20 protein-coding genes are annotated in these 18,386 nt (G+C 34.9%); 11 read left to right on the forward strand and 9 right to left on the reverse strand.

Annotation, left to right across the window (positions count from 1 at the left end):
* Window positions 1-68 precede the first annotated feature (68 nt).
* Complete coding sequence (gdhA, locus tag H8R24_RS13790) at window positions 69-1,412, reverse strand: NADP-specific glutamate dehydrogenase (protein ID WP_187020084.1); 1,344 nt, start codon at window positions 1,410-1,412, stop codon at window positions 69-71.
* A gap of 277 nt (window positions 1,413-1,689) precedes the next feature.
* Between gdhA and H8R24_RS13795 the strand changes: the two genes are divergently transcribed.
* Window positions 1,690-2,493 (forward strand): THC0290_0291 family protein, encoded by an 804-nt coding sequence (locus H8R24_RS13795; RefSeq protein WP_187020082.1) that lies wholly within the window; start codon window positions 1,690-1,692, stop codon window positions 2,491-2,493.
* Between the two features lie 71 nt (window positions 2,494-2,564).
* Here the strand turns inward: H8R24_RS13795 and H8R24_RS13800 are convergent, their stop codons facing one another.
* Window positions 2,565-3,710, reverse strand: coding sequence for a cystathionine gamma-synthase (locus H8R24_RS13800; protein WP_187020080.1), 1,146 nt, complete (start codon window positions 3,708-3,710; stop codon window positions 2,565-2,567).
* A gap of 104 nt (window positions 3,711-3,814) precedes the next feature.
* Between H8R24_RS13800 and H8R24_RS13805 the strand changes: the two genes are divergently transcribed.
* Entirely contained in the window at window positions 3,815-4,558 is a 744-nt protein-coding gene (locus H8R24_RS13805; RefSeq protein ID WP_187020077.1) for a DUF3298 and DUF4163 domain-containing protein, read from the forward strand.
* Window positions 4,559-4,664: 106 nt separating this feature from the next.
* Here H8R24_RS13805 and H8R24_RS13810 read toward each other — a convergent pair whose 3' ends face one another.
* Window positions 4,665-5,120 carry a DinB family protein gene (locus H8R24_RS13810; RefSeq protein ID WP_225876824.1) on the reverse strand — a complete coding sequence of 152 codons (456 nt, stop codon included), beginning with the start codon at window positions 5,118-5,120 and terminating at the stop codon, window positions 4,665-4,667.
* 70 nt (window positions 5,121-5,190) lie between these two features.
* Here H8R24_RS13810 and H8R24_RS13815 point away from each other — a divergent pair, with 70 nt between their 5' ends.
* From H8R24_RS13815 to nadD, 5 genes are all read left to right on the forward strand, one after another.
* Window positions 5,191-5,550 (forward strand): arsenate reductase family protein, encoded by a 360-nt coding sequence (locus H8R24_RS13815; protein ID WP_187020072.1) that lies wholly within the window; start codon window positions 5,191-5,193, stop codon window positions 5,548-5,550.
* Window positions 5,543-6,436 carry a DMT family transporter gene (locus H8R24_RS13820; RefSeq protein ID WP_187020070.1) on the forward strand — a complete coding sequence of 298 codons (894 nt, stop codon included), beginning with the start codon at window positions 5,543-5,545 and terminating at the stop codon, window positions 6,434-6,436. Before H8R24_RS13815 ends, H8R24_RS13820 begins: the two co-directional genes overlap by 8 nt.
* Before the next feature lie 66 nt (window positions 6,437-6,502).
* The gene (locus H8R24_RS13825) at window positions 6,503-7,363 is read left to right on the forward strand and encodes a YicC/YloC family endoribonuclease (RefSeq protein WP_187020067.1); all 861 of its coding nucleotides are present in this window, start codon (window positions 6,503-6,505) and stop codon (window positions 7,361-7,363) included.
* Window positions 7,364-7,453: 90 nt separating this feature from the next.
* Window positions 7,454-8,026 (forward strand): guanylate kinase, encoded by a 573-nt coding sequence (gmk, locus tag H8R24_RS13830; protein ID WP_187020065.1) that lies wholly within the window; start codon window positions 7,454-7,456, stop codon window positions 8,024-8,026.
* A gap of 87 nt (window positions 8,027-8,113) precedes the next feature.
* The gene (gene nadD, locus H8R24_RS13835) at window positions 8,114-8,725 is read left to right on the forward strand and encodes a nicotinate (nicotinamide) nucleotide adenylyltransferase (protein WP_187020063.1); all 612 of its coding nucleotides are present in this window, start codon (window positions 8,114-8,116) and stop codon (window positions 8,723-8,725) included.
* A gap of 79 nt (window positions 8,726-8,804) precedes the next feature.
* On the opposite strand, the gene H8R24_RS13840 is transcribed toward nadD, so the two are convergent.
* The 6 genes from H8R24_RS13840 to H8R24_RS13865 form a co-directional block, all read right to left on the reverse strand.
* Entirely contained in the window at window positions 8,805-10,259 is a 1,455-nt protein-coding gene (locus H8R24_RS13840; protein ID WP_187020060.1) for a nicotinate phosphoribosyltransferase, read from the reverse strand.
* Between the two features lie 432 nt (window positions 10,260-10,691).
* Window positions 10,692-11,153 carry an IS200/IS605 family transposase gene (gene tnpA, locus H8R24_RS13845; RefSeq protein WP_187020057.1) on the reverse strand — a complete coding sequence of 154 codons (462 nt, stop codon included), beginning with the start codon at window positions 11,151-11,153 and terminating at the stop codon, window positions 10,692-10,694.
* A gap of 69 nt (window positions 11,154-11,222) precedes the next feature.
* Window positions 11,223-11,612 carry a hypothetical protein gene (locus tag H8R24_RS13850; RefSeq protein WP_187020055.1) on the reverse strand — a complete coding sequence of 130 codons (390 nt, stop codon included), beginning with the start codon at window positions 11,610-11,612 and terminating at the stop codon, window positions 11,223-11,225.
* Complete coding sequence (gene prs, locus H8R24_RS13855; RefSeq protein WP_187020052.1) at window positions 11,596-12,435, reverse strand: ribose-phosphate diphosphokinase; 840 nt, start codon at window positions 12,433-12,435, stop codon at window positions 11,596-11,598. Before prs ends, H8R24_RS13850 begins: the two co-directional genes overlap by 17 nt.
* Before the next feature lie 74 nt (window positions 12,436-12,509).
* Window positions 12,510-13,202 carry an NUDIX hydrolase gene (locus H8R24_RS13860; RefSeq protein WP_187020050.1) on the reverse strand — a complete coding sequence of 231 codons (693 nt, stop codon included), beginning with the start codon at window positions 13,200-13,202 and terminating at the stop codon, window positions 12,510-12,512.
* A gap of 94 nt (window positions 13,203-13,296) precedes the next feature.
* Complete coding sequence (locus H8R24_RS13865) at window positions 13,297-14,193, reverse strand: LysR family transcriptional regulator (RefSeq protein ID WP_187020048.1); 897 nt, start codon at window positions 14,191-14,193, stop codon at window positions 13,297-13,299.
* 87 nt (window positions 14,194-14,280) lie between these two features.
* Here H8R24_RS13865 and H8R24_RS13870 point away from each other — a divergent pair, with 87 nt between their 5' ends.
* From H8R24_RS13870 to H8R24_RS13885, 4 genes are all read left to right on the forward strand, one after another.
* Window positions 14,281-15,051 (forward strand): type 1 glutamine amidotransferase domain-containing protein, encoded by a 771-nt coding sequence (locus tag H8R24_RS13870; RefSeq protein WP_187020045.1) that lies wholly within the window; start codon window positions 14,281-14,283, stop codon window positions 15,049-15,051.
* 89 nt (window positions 15,052-15,140) lie between these two features.
* The gene (locus tag H8R24_RS13875; RefSeq protein WP_187020042.1) at window positions 15,141-16,298 is read left to right on the forward strand and encodes an iron-containing alcohol dehydrogenase; all 1,158 of its coding nucleotides are present in this window, start codon (window positions 15,141-15,143) and stop codon (window positions 16,296-16,298) included.
* Between the two features lie 299 nt (window positions 16,299-16,597).
* Complete coding sequence (locus H8R24_RS13880) at window positions 16,598-17,593, forward strand: NAD(P)H-dependent glycerol-3-phosphate dehydrogenase (protein WP_187020040.1); 996 nt, start codon at window positions 16,598-16,600, stop codon at window positions 17,591-17,593.
* 32 nt (window positions 17,594-17,625) lie between these two features.
* On the forward strand, window positions 17,626-18,345 hold the full coding sequence (locus tag H8R24_RS13885; protein WP_222617412.1) for a DUF6503 family protein: 720 nt from the start codon (window positions 17,626-17,628) through the stop codon (window positions 18,343-18,345).
* Window positions 18,346-18,386 lie beyond the last annotated feature (41 nt).

An 18,386-nucleotide genomic window follows, 5' to 3' on the forward strand; every position in this document is an offset into this window, starting at 1 on the left:
GAGCCAAAAAAAAGTCTTCCAACCAAAAATAGGTTAGAAGACTTTCATTATAGTATAATAAAAAGGTTTTATACCACTCCTTGCGCAAGCATAGCATCAGCTACTTTTACGAAACCAGCAATATTAGCTCCTTTTACGTAGTCAACATATCCAGAAGCATCCTTACCGTATTGTACACATGAAGCGTGAATAGCAAGCATAATTCCTTTTAATTTTTCGTCTACTTCTTCAGAAGTCCAGCTTAATCTTAATGAGTTTTGAGACATTTCAAGACCAGAAGTTGCTACTCCACCAGCATTAGATGCTTTACCTGGAGCAAACAATAATTTAGCTTTTTGGAAAACAAGAACTGCATCTGGTGTAGTTGGCATGTTTGCTCCTTCGGCAACACAAATACATCCGTTAGCAACTAATGCTTTCGCTTCGTCTTCGTTTAATTCATTTTGAGTTGCACATGGTAATGCAATATCACATTTTACTTCCCAAGGACGTTTTCCTTCAAAGTATTTAGCGTTAGGATATTTAGCAACGTAGTCACTAATTCTTCCTCTCAATTCATTTTTAATTTCCATTACGTGAGCTAATTTCTCAGCATCGATTCCGTCTGCATCATAAATGTATCCAGCAGAATCAGATAAAGTCACTACTTTACCACCCAATTGAGTTGCTTTTTCAGTAGCGTATTGCGCAACGTTTCCTGATCCAGAAACAACAACAGTTTTACCTTTAAAACTATCTCCTTTAGTCTCCAACATACTTTGAGCAAAATAAACTGCTCCGTATCCTGTAGCTTCAGGTCTGATTAATGAACCCCCAAAAGAAATTCCTTTTCCAGTTAAAACACCAGTAAATTCGTTTCTTAATCTTTTGTATTGACCAAACATGTATCCAACTTCTCTTCCTCCAACTCCAATATCCCCTGCAGGAACGTCAGTGTTAGCACCAATGTGTTTAGACAATTCAGTCATGAAGCTTTGACAAAAACGCATTACTTCATTATCTGATTTTCCTTTTGGATCAAAGTCAGCTCCACCTTTTCCACCACCCATTGGTAATGTAGTTAAACTGTTTTTGAAAGTTTGCTCAAAAGCAAGGAATTTCAAAATACTTAAATTTACAGAAGGGTGAAAACGCAATCCTCCTTTATATGGTCCGATAGCTGAATTCATTTGAATACGGTATCCTCTATTTACTTGTGTTTGCCCTTTATCATCGATCCAAGCTACACGAAACATAATGATTCGGTCAGATTCAACCATTCTTTCCAAAAGCATTTTGTTTTGGTATTTTTTATTTTCTTCGATAAAAGGAATCACAGTTTCAGCAACTTCCAAAACTGCTTGTAAAAATTCCGGTTCGTTTGGGTTTTTTTTAGTAACCGCTTCAATAAAAGTAGATATACTTTGTGACATGATTATTAGATTATTAACGTTTAAGAAAACGTTTTCGTTAGAGCATACAAAGATACAGTTAATGGGACTATTTAAAGAAAAAAATCAAGGATGTTTTATCGATTTATCTTTTTATTAAACAATCTGTATAATTTCAGCTTTTGAAGTTGCAGTTCTAGAAAAACGTTGCTTTTTTCCTAAGCTTTTTAGCAATTTAATTACTTATTTTTAATTTTTAATTCAAGGGATCAATGATGTTTTTTATATATTTGTTGGGTCTTTAAAATTTTAAAGTGAAATGCTAAAACAAATAACCTTATCTCTTATTCTATTATTTGGATTTTCAAATGGCGTCAATGCGCAATTTGGATTTTCACATGAAGTGGGAATAATAGCGGGACCTGTAGCTTTTCAGTCTGATTATGGACAACGGTACGACTTAACCACAAATGCTGGAAATACAGGTATTGGCGTTGGTCTTATTCACTACATCAACTTCTCCTACAAAGCATCTTGTAACTGCTATACGCCTGACAATTACTTTAATGACCACTTTAAATTACGAAGTGAACTGTCCTATAATAAAACCGAATTAAAGCATTTTGGCGAATGGGTAAGTCCCGATAAAACATCAGTGGGAGCTGACCAATTACGTGCCATGCGAGGCAGCACCGCTGTAACAAATATTGGCGTACAGCTTGAATATTTTCCGTTGAGTATCCGAAAATTCACTGCCGAAATAGGTAGCCTTGGCCCTTTTATTAGTCTTGGAGGTCAGTTTAGCTATTACAATGCCAAAGCCTCATCAACCCTAGGTCCGCTAGGAACACCATTAACGACTTTTCCAAAATACCTAACCCCAACTGACAATCGTCCTTATGGCTTTTCAACCGAAGGGGGAACTGTTTGGTCTGTTGTTTCTAGCGTTGGTACCCGATATAAATTGAGTCCCTTACGTGATTTAATGCTCGATGTTCGTTTTCAATATTATTTTTCAAACTGGGTAGACGGCTTAAATCCTAATCCAGCAATTTATAAAGAAAATAAAGCTAACGACTGGTTAGTATGGGTCAATGTAGGATATATCTATCACTTGCAATAGCCAATAATGGTAAAAAACATAGCCCAAATCTACCTCGTGGATTTGGGCTATATTTTTTTTATGAATAGGCTCTATTCACTTAAAGCTTGCTTTAGATCATCAATTAAATCATCGATATCTTCGACTCCTACACTCAGACGCACGAGATGATCTGTAATCCCTACTTCCAATCGTTTTTCTTCTGGAATCGATGCATGGGTCATTAGAGCAGGGTGATTAGCCAGTGACTCTACTCCGCCTAAAGACTCAGCCAAAGTGAATATTTTAAGTTTTTCTAAGAAAGTAATAGCGTCTTGTTTTACTCCAGACACAAAATCAAAAGAAACCATACCCCCAAAACCACTCATTTGTTTTTTGGCAATTTCATGAAAAGGATGACTTTCTAAACCCGCATAATACACTGTTTTTATTTTGGGATGACTGTTTAAAAAAGCAGCTACTTTTTCTCCGTTTTCGCAATGTCTTTCCATTCTTAAGTGCAAGGTTTTTATTCCTCTAAGCACTAAAAAACTATCCATTGGCCCTAGTGTTGCCCCAGTGGCAAATTGTTGAAAATGCAATTGTTTGCCTAGCTCCTCTGTTTTTGCGATTAATGCCCCCGCCACAACATCTGAATGTCCTGCTAAGTATTTAGTAGCCGAATGCATTACTACATCCGCTCCTAGGTCTAATGGTTTTTGCAAATAGGGCGTTGCAAAGGTATTGTCGACTGCCAAAAGTATATTATGTGCCTTAGTGATTTTGGCAATTTCAGCAATATCGGCCAATTTCATTAAGGGATTGGTAGGGGTTTCTACCCAAATCATTTTGGTGTTTTCATTAATGACCGATTTAATATTTTCTAAGTCGTTCATGTCAACATAATGAAATACAATGCCTGAATTATGATATATTTTGGTAAACATTCTATAGGTACCACCATACAAATCGTCCATTGTAATGATTTCGTCGCCTGCTTTAAACGAGCGCAACAGGCAATCAGTCGCAGCGAGTCCTGATGAAAAAGCGAGTCCTTTGGCACCATTTTCTATACTTGCCAGCGCTTCTTCTAGGGCTGAACGTGTAGGATTTGCAGATCGGCTGTATTGATAATCACCTACAGGTTTGCCTGGACTTGTTTGTGCAAATGTTGAAGTTTGAAAAACTGGAGGCATAACCGCCCCCGTGGATGGGTCATGATGTTGCCCACCGTGTATTGTTTTTGTATTGAATTTCATATCTTTAAATTTTACTCGTTTAATGATTACCCAAACTTAGTTCTAAATTTATTCCTAACAAGGAACAAGTTCATACCTTTGTATTAAATTAACACTTTTTAAAAATGAAACAAGCAGCATACGCCATTGGATTATTATTTTTACTGGTAGGTTGTCAAAAAGAACTCTCTTTTGAAACGCAATCGTACACTAAAAAATCGGCTTTAGATTGCACTGACGAATGCCCCGAAATAACGGTCAGCATTCCATTTGCCAGCGGCAAACCAGCCATAAGCGATAGCATCAATAAAAAAGTATTTGCCGTAGTAAAAGAGATTGTTTACTTTGGCGAAAAACCGTATACCTCAACTGATTACAACGACTTAATTGCCGCATTTATAGGATCGTATGAGAAATTAAAAACGGAGTTTCCCAATGATGAACTGGGATGGGAAGCTGAAATTGAAGGAAAGGTAACCTACCAATCTGACAGTATATTGAATATCACTATTGACCACTATAGTTATACCGGAGGTGCTCATGGCTACAAAGGGCAACGCTCGTTATTATTTGACCTCAAAACAGGAAAAACAGTAACTGTAAGTCAATTATTTAAAGATCCAAAAGCGTTTAAAGTACTAGCCGAAAAGAAGTTTAGAGCACAGTTCAACATACCTGAAGACCAGGAAATTAATGCTACCACTTTTATGTTTGAAGGGGATCAATTTCAATTGCCGTATAATATTTTTTACACTGAAAAAGGCTTGCTTTTGTTTTACAACAGATATGAAATTGCTTCTTATGCCGATGGAACGCAGGAATTATTGATTCCGTATGAGGAATTGAAATCGTACTTGATTGTTAAATAAGGTACTAAACGTTTTTTTTAGCCCCGGTAGGAGCGGCATCCTTTTGTAGCTTTCTTTAAGCTACAAAAGATACAGCGGATGACGGGATAAGCTCCTGAATAAAAACTTAAATAAATTTACGGATCCCAAAAATAGCTCCCAAGTGAATTCCCTCGTGGAAGTTGTTGAAATCCATGGCGTCTTGCGCATTTTTTAAAATGTATCCAGTAGATGTTGGGTATTCTTTGAAGTTTTCAAAAATTGAATTCTGAACATCAATTTCTGTTTGATCAATGGTTGTCACCAATAATTTTTGGATTTCGTCAACCTCTTCTTGAGTAGCGTCTTGCTCTGGTTTGGTGCCTTTTTTATATTTTTCGACCAAGTCATTTGAGATGTTCATAGGCAAGCCCGAAAGCCCGTAAACTAGCATTTGTTGCACGACAACAATATGACCAATGTTCCAGATTAGGTTGTTGTTATGTCCTTCAGGAATGGCGTTTAATTGTGCTAATGTGTAGTTAGGCAAAATTTGAGAAAGAATATTTCTACTGGTTCTTGTTACAGCTAGAGTCGAATTCATTTTGTTTTTTTTGATAAAAATAATCATTTTCAGTTTCAAATGAATTTTCTTTGCACAAAGATTTGAAATTATGACAAACAAAATATACTATATTGCCTCGTGCGATACCTGCCGAAAAATTATAAAAACGTTGCCAAAAGGAAACAATCTTGTTTTTAGAGACATCAAGCAAGACCCTTTGACTGAAGCAGAATTAGCCGAAATGTACCAAGCATCAGGCAGCTACGAAGCCTTGTTTAGCAAAAAAGCACAGTTGTATAAATCGATGAATCTTAAAGACAAATCGCTGACAGAAGATGATTATAAAAAATACATATTAGAGCATTATACGTTCTTGAGTCGTCCTGTTTTTATGATTGATGGAAAGGTTTTTACAGGCGGAAGTCAGCAAAGTATGTTGCAAGTAATGAAAGCATTAAACCATGTCTAAACGGACAATTGTACTACTAGGCGCAACGATTGTTTCGATAATTTACGGTGTTACTTTTACGATTGCAAAGGATGTTATGCCGGTTTATATTGATGCATTTGGCTTCATTGTTTTGCGGGTAAGTGGTGCCATGCTACTGTTCTGGGCGTGCTGGTTGTTTATGCCCAAAGAAAAAATAGATTTAAGTGATTTTCCTCGAATTATTGCTGCGGCTTTTTTTGGCGTGGCATTTAATATGCTTACTTTTTTTAAAGGATTAAGCCTTACTTCGCCCATATCTGCAGCGGTGATTATGGTAACGACACCTATGATTGTTTTGGTATTATCGGCCATAATAATGAAAGAGAAAATGAAAAAACGAATGGTTGCCGGAATCCTTCTAGGCTTAGTAGGCACCGGTTTCTTGATTCTTTATGGTAAATCTATTGGCGCGGCTACCAATGCGAGTTTGGGTAATATTTTGGTTTTAGTAAATGCTATTTCCTACGGTTTTTACCTGATTATTGTTAAAAAATTAATGGAGAAATACAATGCTTTTACCTTTGTAAAATGGATTTATCTCTTTGGTTTCTTGATGGTATTGCCTTTTGGCTGGAGCCAATTTGAAGCTGTAGATTGGGCAGTAGTTCCTCAAGTTATTTATTGGAAAATAGGTTTTGTAGTTGTTATTTCGACTTTTGTTACCTACTTGTTGAACTTGCTTACAATGAAGGAGTTAAAACCCACAACGGTTGCTGTTTTTATCTATTTACAACCTTTTTTCGCCACCGTATTTGCTATTGGTTTAGGGAAAGACGACTTAAGTTTAGTCAAAATTATATCGGCAGTATTGATTTTTGTAGGTGTCTATTTGGTGACCCAAAAGCCTGCCGACAAAAAGTCATAAACCTGAAAAACACTCACTTTGCGGGTTAATGCGCTTTTCATTATCTTTGCTCCTTTATACAACTATATGATACAATCAATGACTGGTTTTGGTAAAGCAACTTTGCAATTACCTACCAAAAAAATAACAGTAGAAGTCAAATCGTTAAACAGCAAAGGTCTTGACCTGAATGTAAGAATGCCTTCACTGTACCGCGAAATGGAACTAGGATTGAGAACACAACTGGCATCCAGACTAGAAAGAGGAAAAGTTGATTTTTCTATTTTTATCGAAAGCACCGCTGAACAAACCACTACCAAAGTAAATGTTCCAATCGTAAAAGCATACATCAATCAACTAAGAGAAGTTTATGCAGCTGCTGATGAGACTGAATTGATGAAAATGGCAGTAAGAATGCCAGACGCCTTAAAAATTGAGCGCGACGAAATTGACGAAAATGACTGGATCCAAATCCAAGCCGTAATTGAAGAAGCAGTTCTAAACATATTGACTTTTAGAAAAGATGAAGGGATGTCACTTGAAAAAGAATTTCAATTGCGTATTGGTAATATTCGTCAGTACATGACTGAAGCACTAGAATTAGATCCGGAACGTGTTCAAGCAATAAAAGACCGTTTGCAAACTGCAATTGCTGAATTGCAAGTCAACGTAGACGCAAACCGTTTTGAACAAGAGTTGATTTATTACCTTGAAAAACTAGATATTACGGAAGAAAAAGTGCGTCTGACGAATCACTTGGATTATTTCTTGGAAACGATAAATGGAACAGAAGCGAATGGTCGAAAATTAGGTTTTATTACTCAAGAAATGGGTCGTGAAATCAATACGATGGGTTCAAAATCCAATCATGCACAAATGCAGAAATTAGTCGTTCAAATGAAAGACGAATTGGAAAAAATAAAAGAACAAGTATTAAATGTACTATAAGACAAACCTGCAAGATTTTTAAATCTTGCAGGTTTCTTATTTAAAACGATATCTAAAAGGTTGAAAAACCGATAGAAAAAGCATCTTATAATGAAAAAAGGAAAATTAATTGTTTTCTCGGCACCATCAGGATCTGGGAAAACTACTATAGTTAGACATTTATTACAACAAGACGACTTGAACTTGGAGTTCTCTATTTCGGCTGCAACTCGCGAAGCACGTGGCGAAGAAGTGAGCGGAAAAGATTACTACTTCATGTCACTTGACGATTTTAAAACCCATATTAAAAATGAAGATTTTGTAGAATGGGAAGAAGTCTATCGAGATAATTTCTACGGTACTTTGAAAACCGAAATCGAACGCATCTGGGCTACTGGCAAAAATGTAATTTTTGATATTGATGTAGCTGGTGGATTGCGTATAAAATCAAAATTCCCCGAAGAAACGCTCGCTGTTTTTGTAAAACCGCCAAGTATTGATGAGCTTAAAATCAGACTTAAAAAACGCTCTACGGAGAGTGAAGACAAAATCAATATGCGTATTGCCAAAGCATCTGTAGAGCTTGCAACTGCGCCACAATTTGATGTTGTAATAAAAAATTATGATCTAGCTATCGCCTTGGAAGAAGCTTCAACGTTAGTGAAGGATTTTGTAAGCAAGTAAAAAAAATTAAAAGATTGAAGAATTGAACGATTTAAATATTATTACGGTTTTTCAATTCTTTAATTTTTCAATCTTTAAATTAAATCGATGAAAATAGGACTTTATTTCGGAACTTTTAATCCCATTCATGTTGGCCATTTGATTATTGCTAATCATATGGCAGAACATTCTGATTTGGATCAAGTTTGGATGGTGGTAACACCACACAATCCGCATAAGAAAAAAAGTACTTTACTAGATGATTTTCATAGATTGCATATGGTGCATCTGGCTACCGAGGATTATGCTAAAATCAAACCTTCGGATATTGAATTTAAATTATCACAACCCAATTACACAGTAAACACTTTAGTTCACCTAGAAGAGAAATACCCAAATCATGAGTTTTCATTGATTATGGGCGAAGACAACCTAAAATCACTTCATAAATGGAAAAACTACGAGGTCATTTTGCAAAATCATGACATCTATGTTTATCCAAGACTTGACGCCAAAGATCAAATCAGTGAACTAATTTCGCCAGAAGTGGAAAATTTAGATCTAAAAAATCATCACAAAATTCATATTATTGATGCGCCTGTAGTCGAAATATCGTCTACTTTTATTCGTAACAACATCAAAGAAGGAAAAAATATTCAGCCGTTATTACCTAATAAAGTTTGGGAATACATTGATCACAATATTTTTTATAAGAAGTAATTCATCTACTTAAAAAACAACAAAAAAGCCTAAATGAATCGCATTCATTTAGGCTTTTTTGGTTATTAATTATCTCTAACTAACCCTTTTTAATTTGGTTTCTAATCTCTGCCAAAGTCAAATTGGTTAATAATTTTCCGTCTCTAAAGACTTCTTTTAGCTCCCCTTTTTGTTCTTCTTCCCACGAAACCTCATCAGTTAACGTGTATTTACCATTTACTAATTCAATTTTCATCAATCCTTTGGCTGATTTTTTAGTTCCATCATCTGTAATCGGATCTTTAAAAATGGCTCTACCCTCTCCATTTACCTCTCCGTACGTAGCTTTCATTGCAAATCCAAAAGTATCTCGAGTATTGTATTGGTAAGTAAAAGATCCTATACCAAGTACAACGTTTGTAGACGCAAAACCTTTTTCTTTCAAGCGCTCACAAATAGCAGTTGCTCTTGCCACAGTAATACTATCGCCATAAATTGCTCCTATTTGAGGTACTAATTCTTTAAATCCTTTTGCATTTGTACTACCACCAAAAACGTCCCAAAGCAATTCGATTACTCCTTTCTTTTCTTGTTCGGTTTTTCCGTTTGGATTTCCGCAAATAATATCCACTGGATCACCACTATCTGGACGAATTACAACTTTACCTTCTCTTGAAACAATTTCGTCTTTCAATCTCGGTAAATAATCAGTAAGCACTTTCCATAAATCCCAAGTATCCGAAACGATAGAAACAATTCCTTTTGGGTATACCTCACAAATTAATCTTTTAAAAGTTTCATACTCTCCTTCAGTAGTCCCCATACACATTACAGAATGCTCAGTTGCAGCAACAGAACCTGCAATTAACTCAGTATCAGAATTAGCGTTGTAATAGTCCTCAAAAAACTCAATAGCAGGAATCGTATCTGAGCCTGTAAAACTCAATAAATGTCCCGCCGCAGATGTTACAGCAGCTTCTATACCACCCATTCCTCGCATTGAGAAATCGTGCCCTTGCCAATCTACAAATTCTGGCATTGAAGATGTTTCGGCAGCATATTTATCTAACACTTGACGGTATTCCTTAGCAATAGTAGCCGAGTTACAAGGCAACCAAATGACAGCCGAAAGTAAGGTTTCGAAATAATTTGTAAGCCAAAAGAATTCTGGCAATGTGTTGTACATCGTAAACATTGGCACACGAATAGGAACACTTGCCCCTTCTGGTAAGGCTTTAAATACCATTGGAATATATCCTAAATCGTGTAAATCTTCAATATGCTTTGTACCTACTTGGTTTTCACCAAGGTAATTATTGATTCGGCGTGCATATTTTTTTACTACCTCTTCTTTAGGTTGTTTGAAAAAATACAAATCGAAATCCTGAATGATGTATTTTTTAAGGAAATATTGCAATCCAAAGAACACCACTTTTTCAATTCCATCAATTCTTGATTTTCTAGGTGTCCAGTTTGAATATACTAATGTTGTTCCGTCTGGATATTGTCTTTTGTGGTCTACTTTGTAGCCGTCTGTTAATAATAATGGGTTCATAGTGTTAAGGTTATTTTGCTCTAATGGAGCTTGTTTTACGTTATAGATATTGCGCTCCGCTAGAGCGCTTTACTCACTTTCTGTGTTTGTTATAAATATGTAGCTCCTACGGAGCTTGTTTTACGTTATAGATATTGCGCTCCGCTGGAGCGCTTTACTCTCTTTCTGTGTTTGTTATAAATGTAGCTCCTAAGGGGCTTTGTTTTATTGCTATAAATAGATCCCTTCGATGGACTATGGCTTTATCTTGATTTATTCGTTATAGATATTGCGCTCCGCTGGAGCGCTTTACTCTCTTTCTGTGTTTGTTATAAATATGTAGCTCCTCTGGAGCTTTTATTACACTTATCTATTTTATTGCTAGCTCCAGAGGAGCTAAATATCTATAAAATTACTATATCATCTTCGGTAAGCTCCAGAGGAGCTGCATATCTACTCTAAAAAATCAAAAAGATATTCATCCTTATATTCAATTTCAAAATTTTTCAAAAACAAAATATACTCCTCTTTAAAACTTTGTTTTTTATGATGTTCTTCTTGATTCTCAATGTATTTTATAACATTGTCCAACTGAGAAATTGAATAGGTAAAAGCACCAAATCCCTCTTGCCATTGAAACTTCGCATCATTAAAGCCTCTGTCATTTATCCAATTCGTACTGTTTACTTTTATATCCTTCACCAAATCAGATAAAGCTAGGTTAGGCTTAATATTTAGCAAAATATGAACATGGTTTTCGACCCCATTTATCCTCAATAGTTTTTGGCCTTTGTTTGTAACAATCCCCGTTATGTATTTATACAATTCATCTTTCCATGATTTATGAATCAATGACTTCCTGAATTTTACAACGATCACCACTTGAACATACATTTGAGAATACGTGTTTGGCATTTGCTTTATTTTAAAGATTTATTATACTTAGCAATAATCAAGAGAATGAGACTCTTCTCTATTATAATTTTATTTTTTTACATGTAAAACTAATTGATTCAACTCATCATAAACTTGTTTCAAGCCTGCTCTATCATCCAGATATGCATTGGCATAAATTTTCTTGCTTTCAGATTTATAAAAGGGTGGGTTTTCGTTTATAGTATCAAAAGGAATGCTGTTTTGCCTTAGATAAGTAGCTACAAAATCTAATGCTTGTTGTCCTGTCCAACAGATTAAGTAACAATTTATTGATTTCAGACCTCTTAACAACTCTATAACCTCATCGTATAACCTTCCTTTTTTATGAAAATCATAAACAGTGTCATCAAAATCAAATGCCACTACAATAGATTGATGTTGATTGTATTCTTCTAATAATCGATTAAAAGAATTTTCTGTGTTAAGATAAAAGTCCATCTCCTAAACCAATTACTTCAACACTTTCTCCTTCAAAATCTTTAAATGAATTGGTCGTAAATATTTTTTCGAAACAGTCCAAAACAGCAAACCCCTTATTGAATATTCCGTGGCTTACCGCCAAATATAACTTACCTGCATTTTTGTTTTTGAGCTCTTGAGCTAGTCCTACAAAAGTTCCTCCTCCATCACAAATATCATCTACAATTAGACAATCGGCGCCTTGTAAATCATCATTATATACTTTGAATCCAGACAAACGACCTGTTTTTACATCGCGGCTTTTGCTACATTCTACAACTTCAACTCCACCTAGAAATTCTGACACTTTATAAATTTTCTTTAAAGCACCACCATCAGGAGAAATTAGTTTAACATCATTCCCTATCGATTTAATTACTGCTTTTATAAAAGTATGATTCGGAATCACTTCACAGTTGTTCACTAAAGCCGGCGTTACCTCAGAGTGTGCATCAAACACAAACACTTTGTCTAATTGCATGCCATTAATAATATCGGCATATACTTTTACGGATAACGGCTCTCCTTTGATCATCACGCGATCTTGTCTTGCCGCTGGAAAATATGGAATAAAAAGTTCTATTCTTTTTACATCCATTCTACGCAAAGCATCAACCGCAATGCACAATAAACCTAAGTCGTTAAAAGAATTTAAACGGTGCGTAATGGTTACTTTCTGACTTGGGTCAAAATCAGGATCAATCTTGATATGTGGCTCTCCTCCTGAAAAAGTAAAACTCTGAAAAACCATTTCATCTTCATTCGTAAATGGTTTGAATTTTGGGTCTAAATTAAGTATCATAATTTTTGATTTTGCGTTAATTATACACAAATGTAAATATTTATTTTGAATGAACAATTTATTTTGTGTAAAAATTACGCAAACTTTATTTCAAAGTGAAAACCTTTGTTCAATAAATCATTGTATTTCTTCTTATTAAACTTAAATAACTTGGCTGGTCTTCCGCTTTTTATTGGAGAAAAACGATCGGTTTCCTCAATGATTTCAAAGCTTAATATTTTTTTTCTAAAATTCCTGCGATCAATTTCCTTTTCTAAAATAGTGCAGTATAAGTTCTCTAACTCAGAAAATAAAAATTCTTTTGGTAACAAATCAAAACCAATGGGCGCATAAGTAAGCTTCGCTTTTAATCGATCAATGGCTGCATTAAGTATATTGGTATGATCGAATGCCAAAACGGGCACTTCATTTATTTGAAACCATTGCGCATTTTCAGCATCCGAATCTGCTTTTACATTGAGTTTTGAAGGATCGACTAAAGCATAATAAGCCACCGAAATTACTCGGTTTCTAGGATCACGATTGATATCATCCCCAAAAGTATACAGTTGCTCAAAATAATTAACGGCTATATTAGTCTCTTCTTTCAGCTCTCTTTTTACAGCATCTTGCAAAGATTCATCGTCACGAACTAATCCACCTGGTAATGCCCAATACGACTCTTGGGTCCCAAATTTTTGCTGAATCAATAATACATATAGCTGATTATTTTGATAACCAAATACGATAGCATCTACAGCGACTTTAATTTTTTGATATTCACTCATTTTTTAATGCGTATGATTTAAACAAATATATAGATAGTTTTAAACAACTCCTGTTTTGTGCTGCAAACTTTAGTTAAACGATTGCTGTTTCTTATTAACTTAAAACTCCCTTTAAAACAGATTCAATTTCTTGAAAAGCGGTATTGAAATTATCGTTTTTACCAGATAATAGAAAGACTTCAGTACTAGGCATTTGATTGCTATTCCATAATAGCTGTATTCTTTTCTCTGCAATAAATTGCTTTGCATTGATGTCCCAAACTACTGCAATACCACTACCTCTTTCAAGAACACCTAACATTTCATATTCAGATGGGATAATAAAATTAGGGATCATCGATGGCCTTTTTTTATTAAACACATACAACCAGAATAATTTTACGTGCGGGATCCCGCTATCGTGACTGAACCACTTTTGCTCATTCAGCCAGTGTTCGATTGCGTTAAAATCTTTTGACTTGATCTTTATTTTCAAATCGGTTGCTTCTATTGTATTAGAACCTACTATAATTTGTTTTATTTCACCAATCTTTTTCTGGATCGTATCAAAGGTGTCATACTTCTTTGTTACTATGGCAAAATCAAGTTTTTTTGAATCTACCAATTCGAAAAGCGCTTCATTTTCATGAAAGCTAAAATCAACATAATCAAATTCAGATATCAAGACACTAGCAATACTACTGAATAAATGTTGCGAAATACCCACCGTAATCAATCTATTGGCATTAAAAGCTTTGGCGCGAAAACCGTTTTCGACATTTTCTAGACGATCAAGTGCTTCTATGATCAAGTTATTCAATAACTTAGCATACTCTGTTGGCTCGACTCCTTTTGACTTTCGGTTGAATAAAGTATAACCCACATGTGCCTCCAACATCCCTATTTGCTGACTCACTGCTGGCTGACTAATAAACAACTCTTTGGCTGCCAATGAAAAGTTACCGTTTTTATAGACTGATTTGAAAGTTCTGTACCATTCTAGATTGACCATGATATAAATATATTTATCACAAACATAATTTAAATTATTTTTACTGATAGCATAATAGCCGTAAATTTGTAGAAACAAAATAACAAAATGAAAAAAGTCGCATTATTTGCAATACTAGTATTAACAGTAGGTTGTTTTACAGCAACTGCACAAAAAACAAAAAAAACTAAGATGAAAAAAGTATTATTCGTTCTAACTAGCCATTCAGATTTAGGGAACACAGGAGAAAAAACAGGATTTTGGGTTGAAGAATTTGCAGCACCTTATTATGAGTTAGCAGATAAAGGAGTTGTAATTGATATTGCAACACCTCTAGGAGGACAACCTCCAATTGATCCAAAAAGTGCCGATGCATCATTTGCAACAGAAGACACAAAACGTTTTGACAAAGACACTGCATTACAAGCTAAATTGAGTAAAACGCATAAATTAACTGATGTAAAAGAGTCTGATTATGATGCTGTATTTTATCCAGGAGGTCACGGACCATTATGGGATTTAGCATCAAGCGAAGATTCTAGTAAATTAATTACTTCTTTTTACACTAATAACAAGCCAGTAGCTTTTGTATGTCACTCACCAGCAGTGTTGAAAAACGTGAAAGTAAACGGAGAATTTTTAGTAAAAGGTAAAAAAGTAACTGGATTTTCTAACACTGAAGAAGCAGCAGTAGGATTAACTGATGTAGTTCCGTTTTTATTAGAAGATGCTTTACAAGCAAATGGAGCTACTTATTCTAAAGTTGCAGACTGGAATCCATACGCAGTAGAAGATGGTTTATTGATTACTGGACAAAATCCAGCTTCATCTAAACTAGTAGCAGAAAAATTGTTAGGTCAATTGAATGCTAAAAAATAATAATTAATAATAGTAAAGAGGCTTTACCAAGCTCTTGTTCTTTTTAAGAATAGGAGCGGTAAAGCCTTCTTAATTTAAACAGTATCATTATGTTAAACTTTGAATTATATAACCCTACCAATTTAGTTTTTGGTAAAGGTCAAATGGAAAAATTAGGAAGCCTTGTACCTGCTGGAGCCAAAATATTATTAGCTTACGGTGGTGGAAGTATCTTTAAAAACGGAATCCACGAACAAGTAATCAACAACTTAAAAGGATACGAAATTGTAGAATTTGCAGGTATTGAAGCGAATCCGCATTTTGAAACTTTGATGAAAGCAGTGGCTATCGTTAAGGAACAAAAAATTGATTTTATTCTTGCTGTAGGTGGTGGATCTGTTATTGATGGGGTAAAATTCATCTCAGGAGCGGTGAATTACAAAGGAGATCCTATTGAGATTTTGCAAAAACGTATTTTGATTAAAGAAAATGCCATTCCTTTTGGAACTGTATTGACTTTACCAGCTACAGGAAGCGAAATGAACTCTGGAGCAGTGGTTACAATCGAAGCTACTAAAGAGAAATTAGCTTTTGGTGGTTCGGCTTTGTTTCCAAAATTTTCTATATGCGATCCAACTGTAATTCAATCTTTACCAAAAAGACAATTGCAAAATGGTGTTGTAGATGCTTACACACATGTTATGGAACAATACCTAACGTATCCTCATGAAGGACACTTACAAGATCGTATTGCCGAAGGAATTTTGCAAACTTTGATCGAAGTAGGTCCTAAAGTGGTGGAAGATCCTGCTAATTATGAATTAGCGTCAAACTTTATGTGGTCTTGTACTATGGCGCTTAACGGATTGATTCAAAAAGGAGTTCCTAGCGACTGGGCAACACACATGATAGGTCATGAATTAACAGCCATGTACGGAATTGATCATGCAAGAACGCTTGCAGTTATTGCTCCAAGTCTATACACTGTAATGTTCGAAACTAAAAAGGGAAAATTAGCGCAATACGGAAAACGCATCTTCAACTTAGAAGGAACGGATGACGAAATTGCAAAAGAAGCGATCAATAAAACGGTTGAATTTTTCCACACTATGGGAATGGATACCAAATTATCGGATTATAAAAAAGAATACAGTAATACAGCAGATTTTATAGTAAGCCGCTTTGATGAAAGAGGTTGGAAAGGTCTGGGAGAAAAACAAAATATCACACTAGACAAAGTCAAAGCTATTGTGGAAATGAGTTACTAATTCGAAATACTGAAATCGATCAGTGTTAAATAAAAAGGCGTTCTTGAATTTATTCAGGGCGCCTTTTTTAATAACACCAAAACAAAACTAACTAACTCAATTTTAATTTACTTATTAAAAACTTAATTTATAATAAGTTACAACGTTAATAAGATTCATTTATTGTGTTAAATTATAAAAATTATTGTTTTTATTATACTAACGAATATTGCAATCACCTAATCCCTAAGAGTACTCCATTATTTTATTTGTTTAATTAATGCATTTTTAAGTACTTTTGGTTAAATTTAAGAAAAAAAATGGCCGGAGATATAAAATTTGCAGTAATAGGTGGTGGGAGCTGGGCAACAGCAATTACAAAAATGTTATGTGTAAACCTTAAAGAGGTTTCATGGTACATGCGTAACGACTCTGCTATTGAACATATAAAAACGCACAAACACAACCCGAACTATTTAAGCTCGGTAGAGTTTGATATCAATAAATTAAAATTGACTAATGACATCAACGAAGCCGTTGCTTATGCTGATTACATTATTTTTGCAATTCCATCAGCTTTTTTAAGTGCCGAACTGGAAAAGCTAACCGTGTCGCTAAAAGACAAAATAATCTTCTCAGCGATTAAAGGAATTGTGCCCGAAACTAGCCTTATTGTGGGCGAGCACTTCCATTTTACTTATGACATTCCTTACTACAACATTGGTGTAATTACTGGGCCTTGCCATGCCGAGGAAGTCGCTCTTGAGCGTTTGTCTTACTTGACAATTGCCTGTGGTGATGCTAACAAAGCCAAAGTAGTAGCCGATAATTTATCTGGAAACTACATCAAAACTAAGATCACAGATGATATTATTGGAACAGAATATGCTGCCATGTTAAAAAACATTTACGCCATTGCTGCAGGAATTGCACATGGGTTAGGCTATGGCGACAATTTTCAATCGGTTTTGATGAGTAATGGAATTCGTGAGATGAAAAAATTTATCAAGAAAGTCCACAAAATGAAACGAAACATTAATGACTCTGCTTATCTGGGAGATTTATTAGTGACTGGATACTCTGTTTTTTCTAGAAATAGAATGTTTGGTAACATGATTGGTAAAGGATATACTGTAAAAAGCGCTATGATGGAAATGAGCATGGTATCTGAGGGGTATTATGCTACAAAAAGTGCCTACAAACTAAACCAAGGCTACCAAGCCAAAACGCCAATAATAGATGCCGTTTATGAAATTTTATACAACGGAAAAGACGCTAAATCTGTCTTTAAAAAACTAACTGATCAATTGGATTAACACCTAATTATTCATCCTATAAAAAACAAAAAATGGCTATAATTCCTTCTTTAAAAACAGCGTGTAATTCTATCTTCGTATTGCTTTGTTTTTTTATTGCTGCGCAAATGAAAGCGCAAGCGATTTCTGGACAGCAACTATTGCAAAAAGCAATTCAATATCACGACCCAAATAATCAATGGGATACTTTTAAAGGAACATTATCTATCGAAATGAAAATGCCCAACGGCAGCAACCGTTTAAGTGAAGTTTCGATTGATTTACCCCATCAATATTTCAAATTAACTGCTATTAAAAACGATACTAAAGTGGAACATATAGTTGCTAACGATCAAAGTAGCTTTAGTTTAAATGGTAAAACAACCTTTACAGACGAAGAAATTAAAACGTTTAGTTTGAATGATGCAAGAGCGAAGTTCATGAAAAACTACTATACGTTCTTGTACGGCTTACCCATGAAATTAAAAGATTCGGGTACCATTATAAACCCTATTGTTACCACTAAAACATTCATGAACAAAGAGTACTTAGTACTACAAGTAAAATATGAAGAAGGAGTAGGGAAAGATGCATGGTACTTTTATTTTGATCCAAAAACCTACGCCATGGAAATCTATCAGTTTTATCACGACGAAGCTAAAAACGACGGTGAATACATCCTACTAACAGGAGAAGAGGTTTTTAAGGGAATGAAATTTCCAAAAGACAGATCATGGTACTTAGGGCTTGCTGAAAAATTGCAAATCCAATAAAACAGAGGTATTTAGAGCTACTTTTTCTTGTTTAAATGCAA

The organism is Flavobacterium muglaense, assembly GCF_014305155.1.
Classification (GTDB): domain Bacteria; phylum Bacteroidota; class Bacteroidia; order Flavobacteriales; family Flavobacteriaceae; genus Flavobacterium; species Flavobacterium muglaense.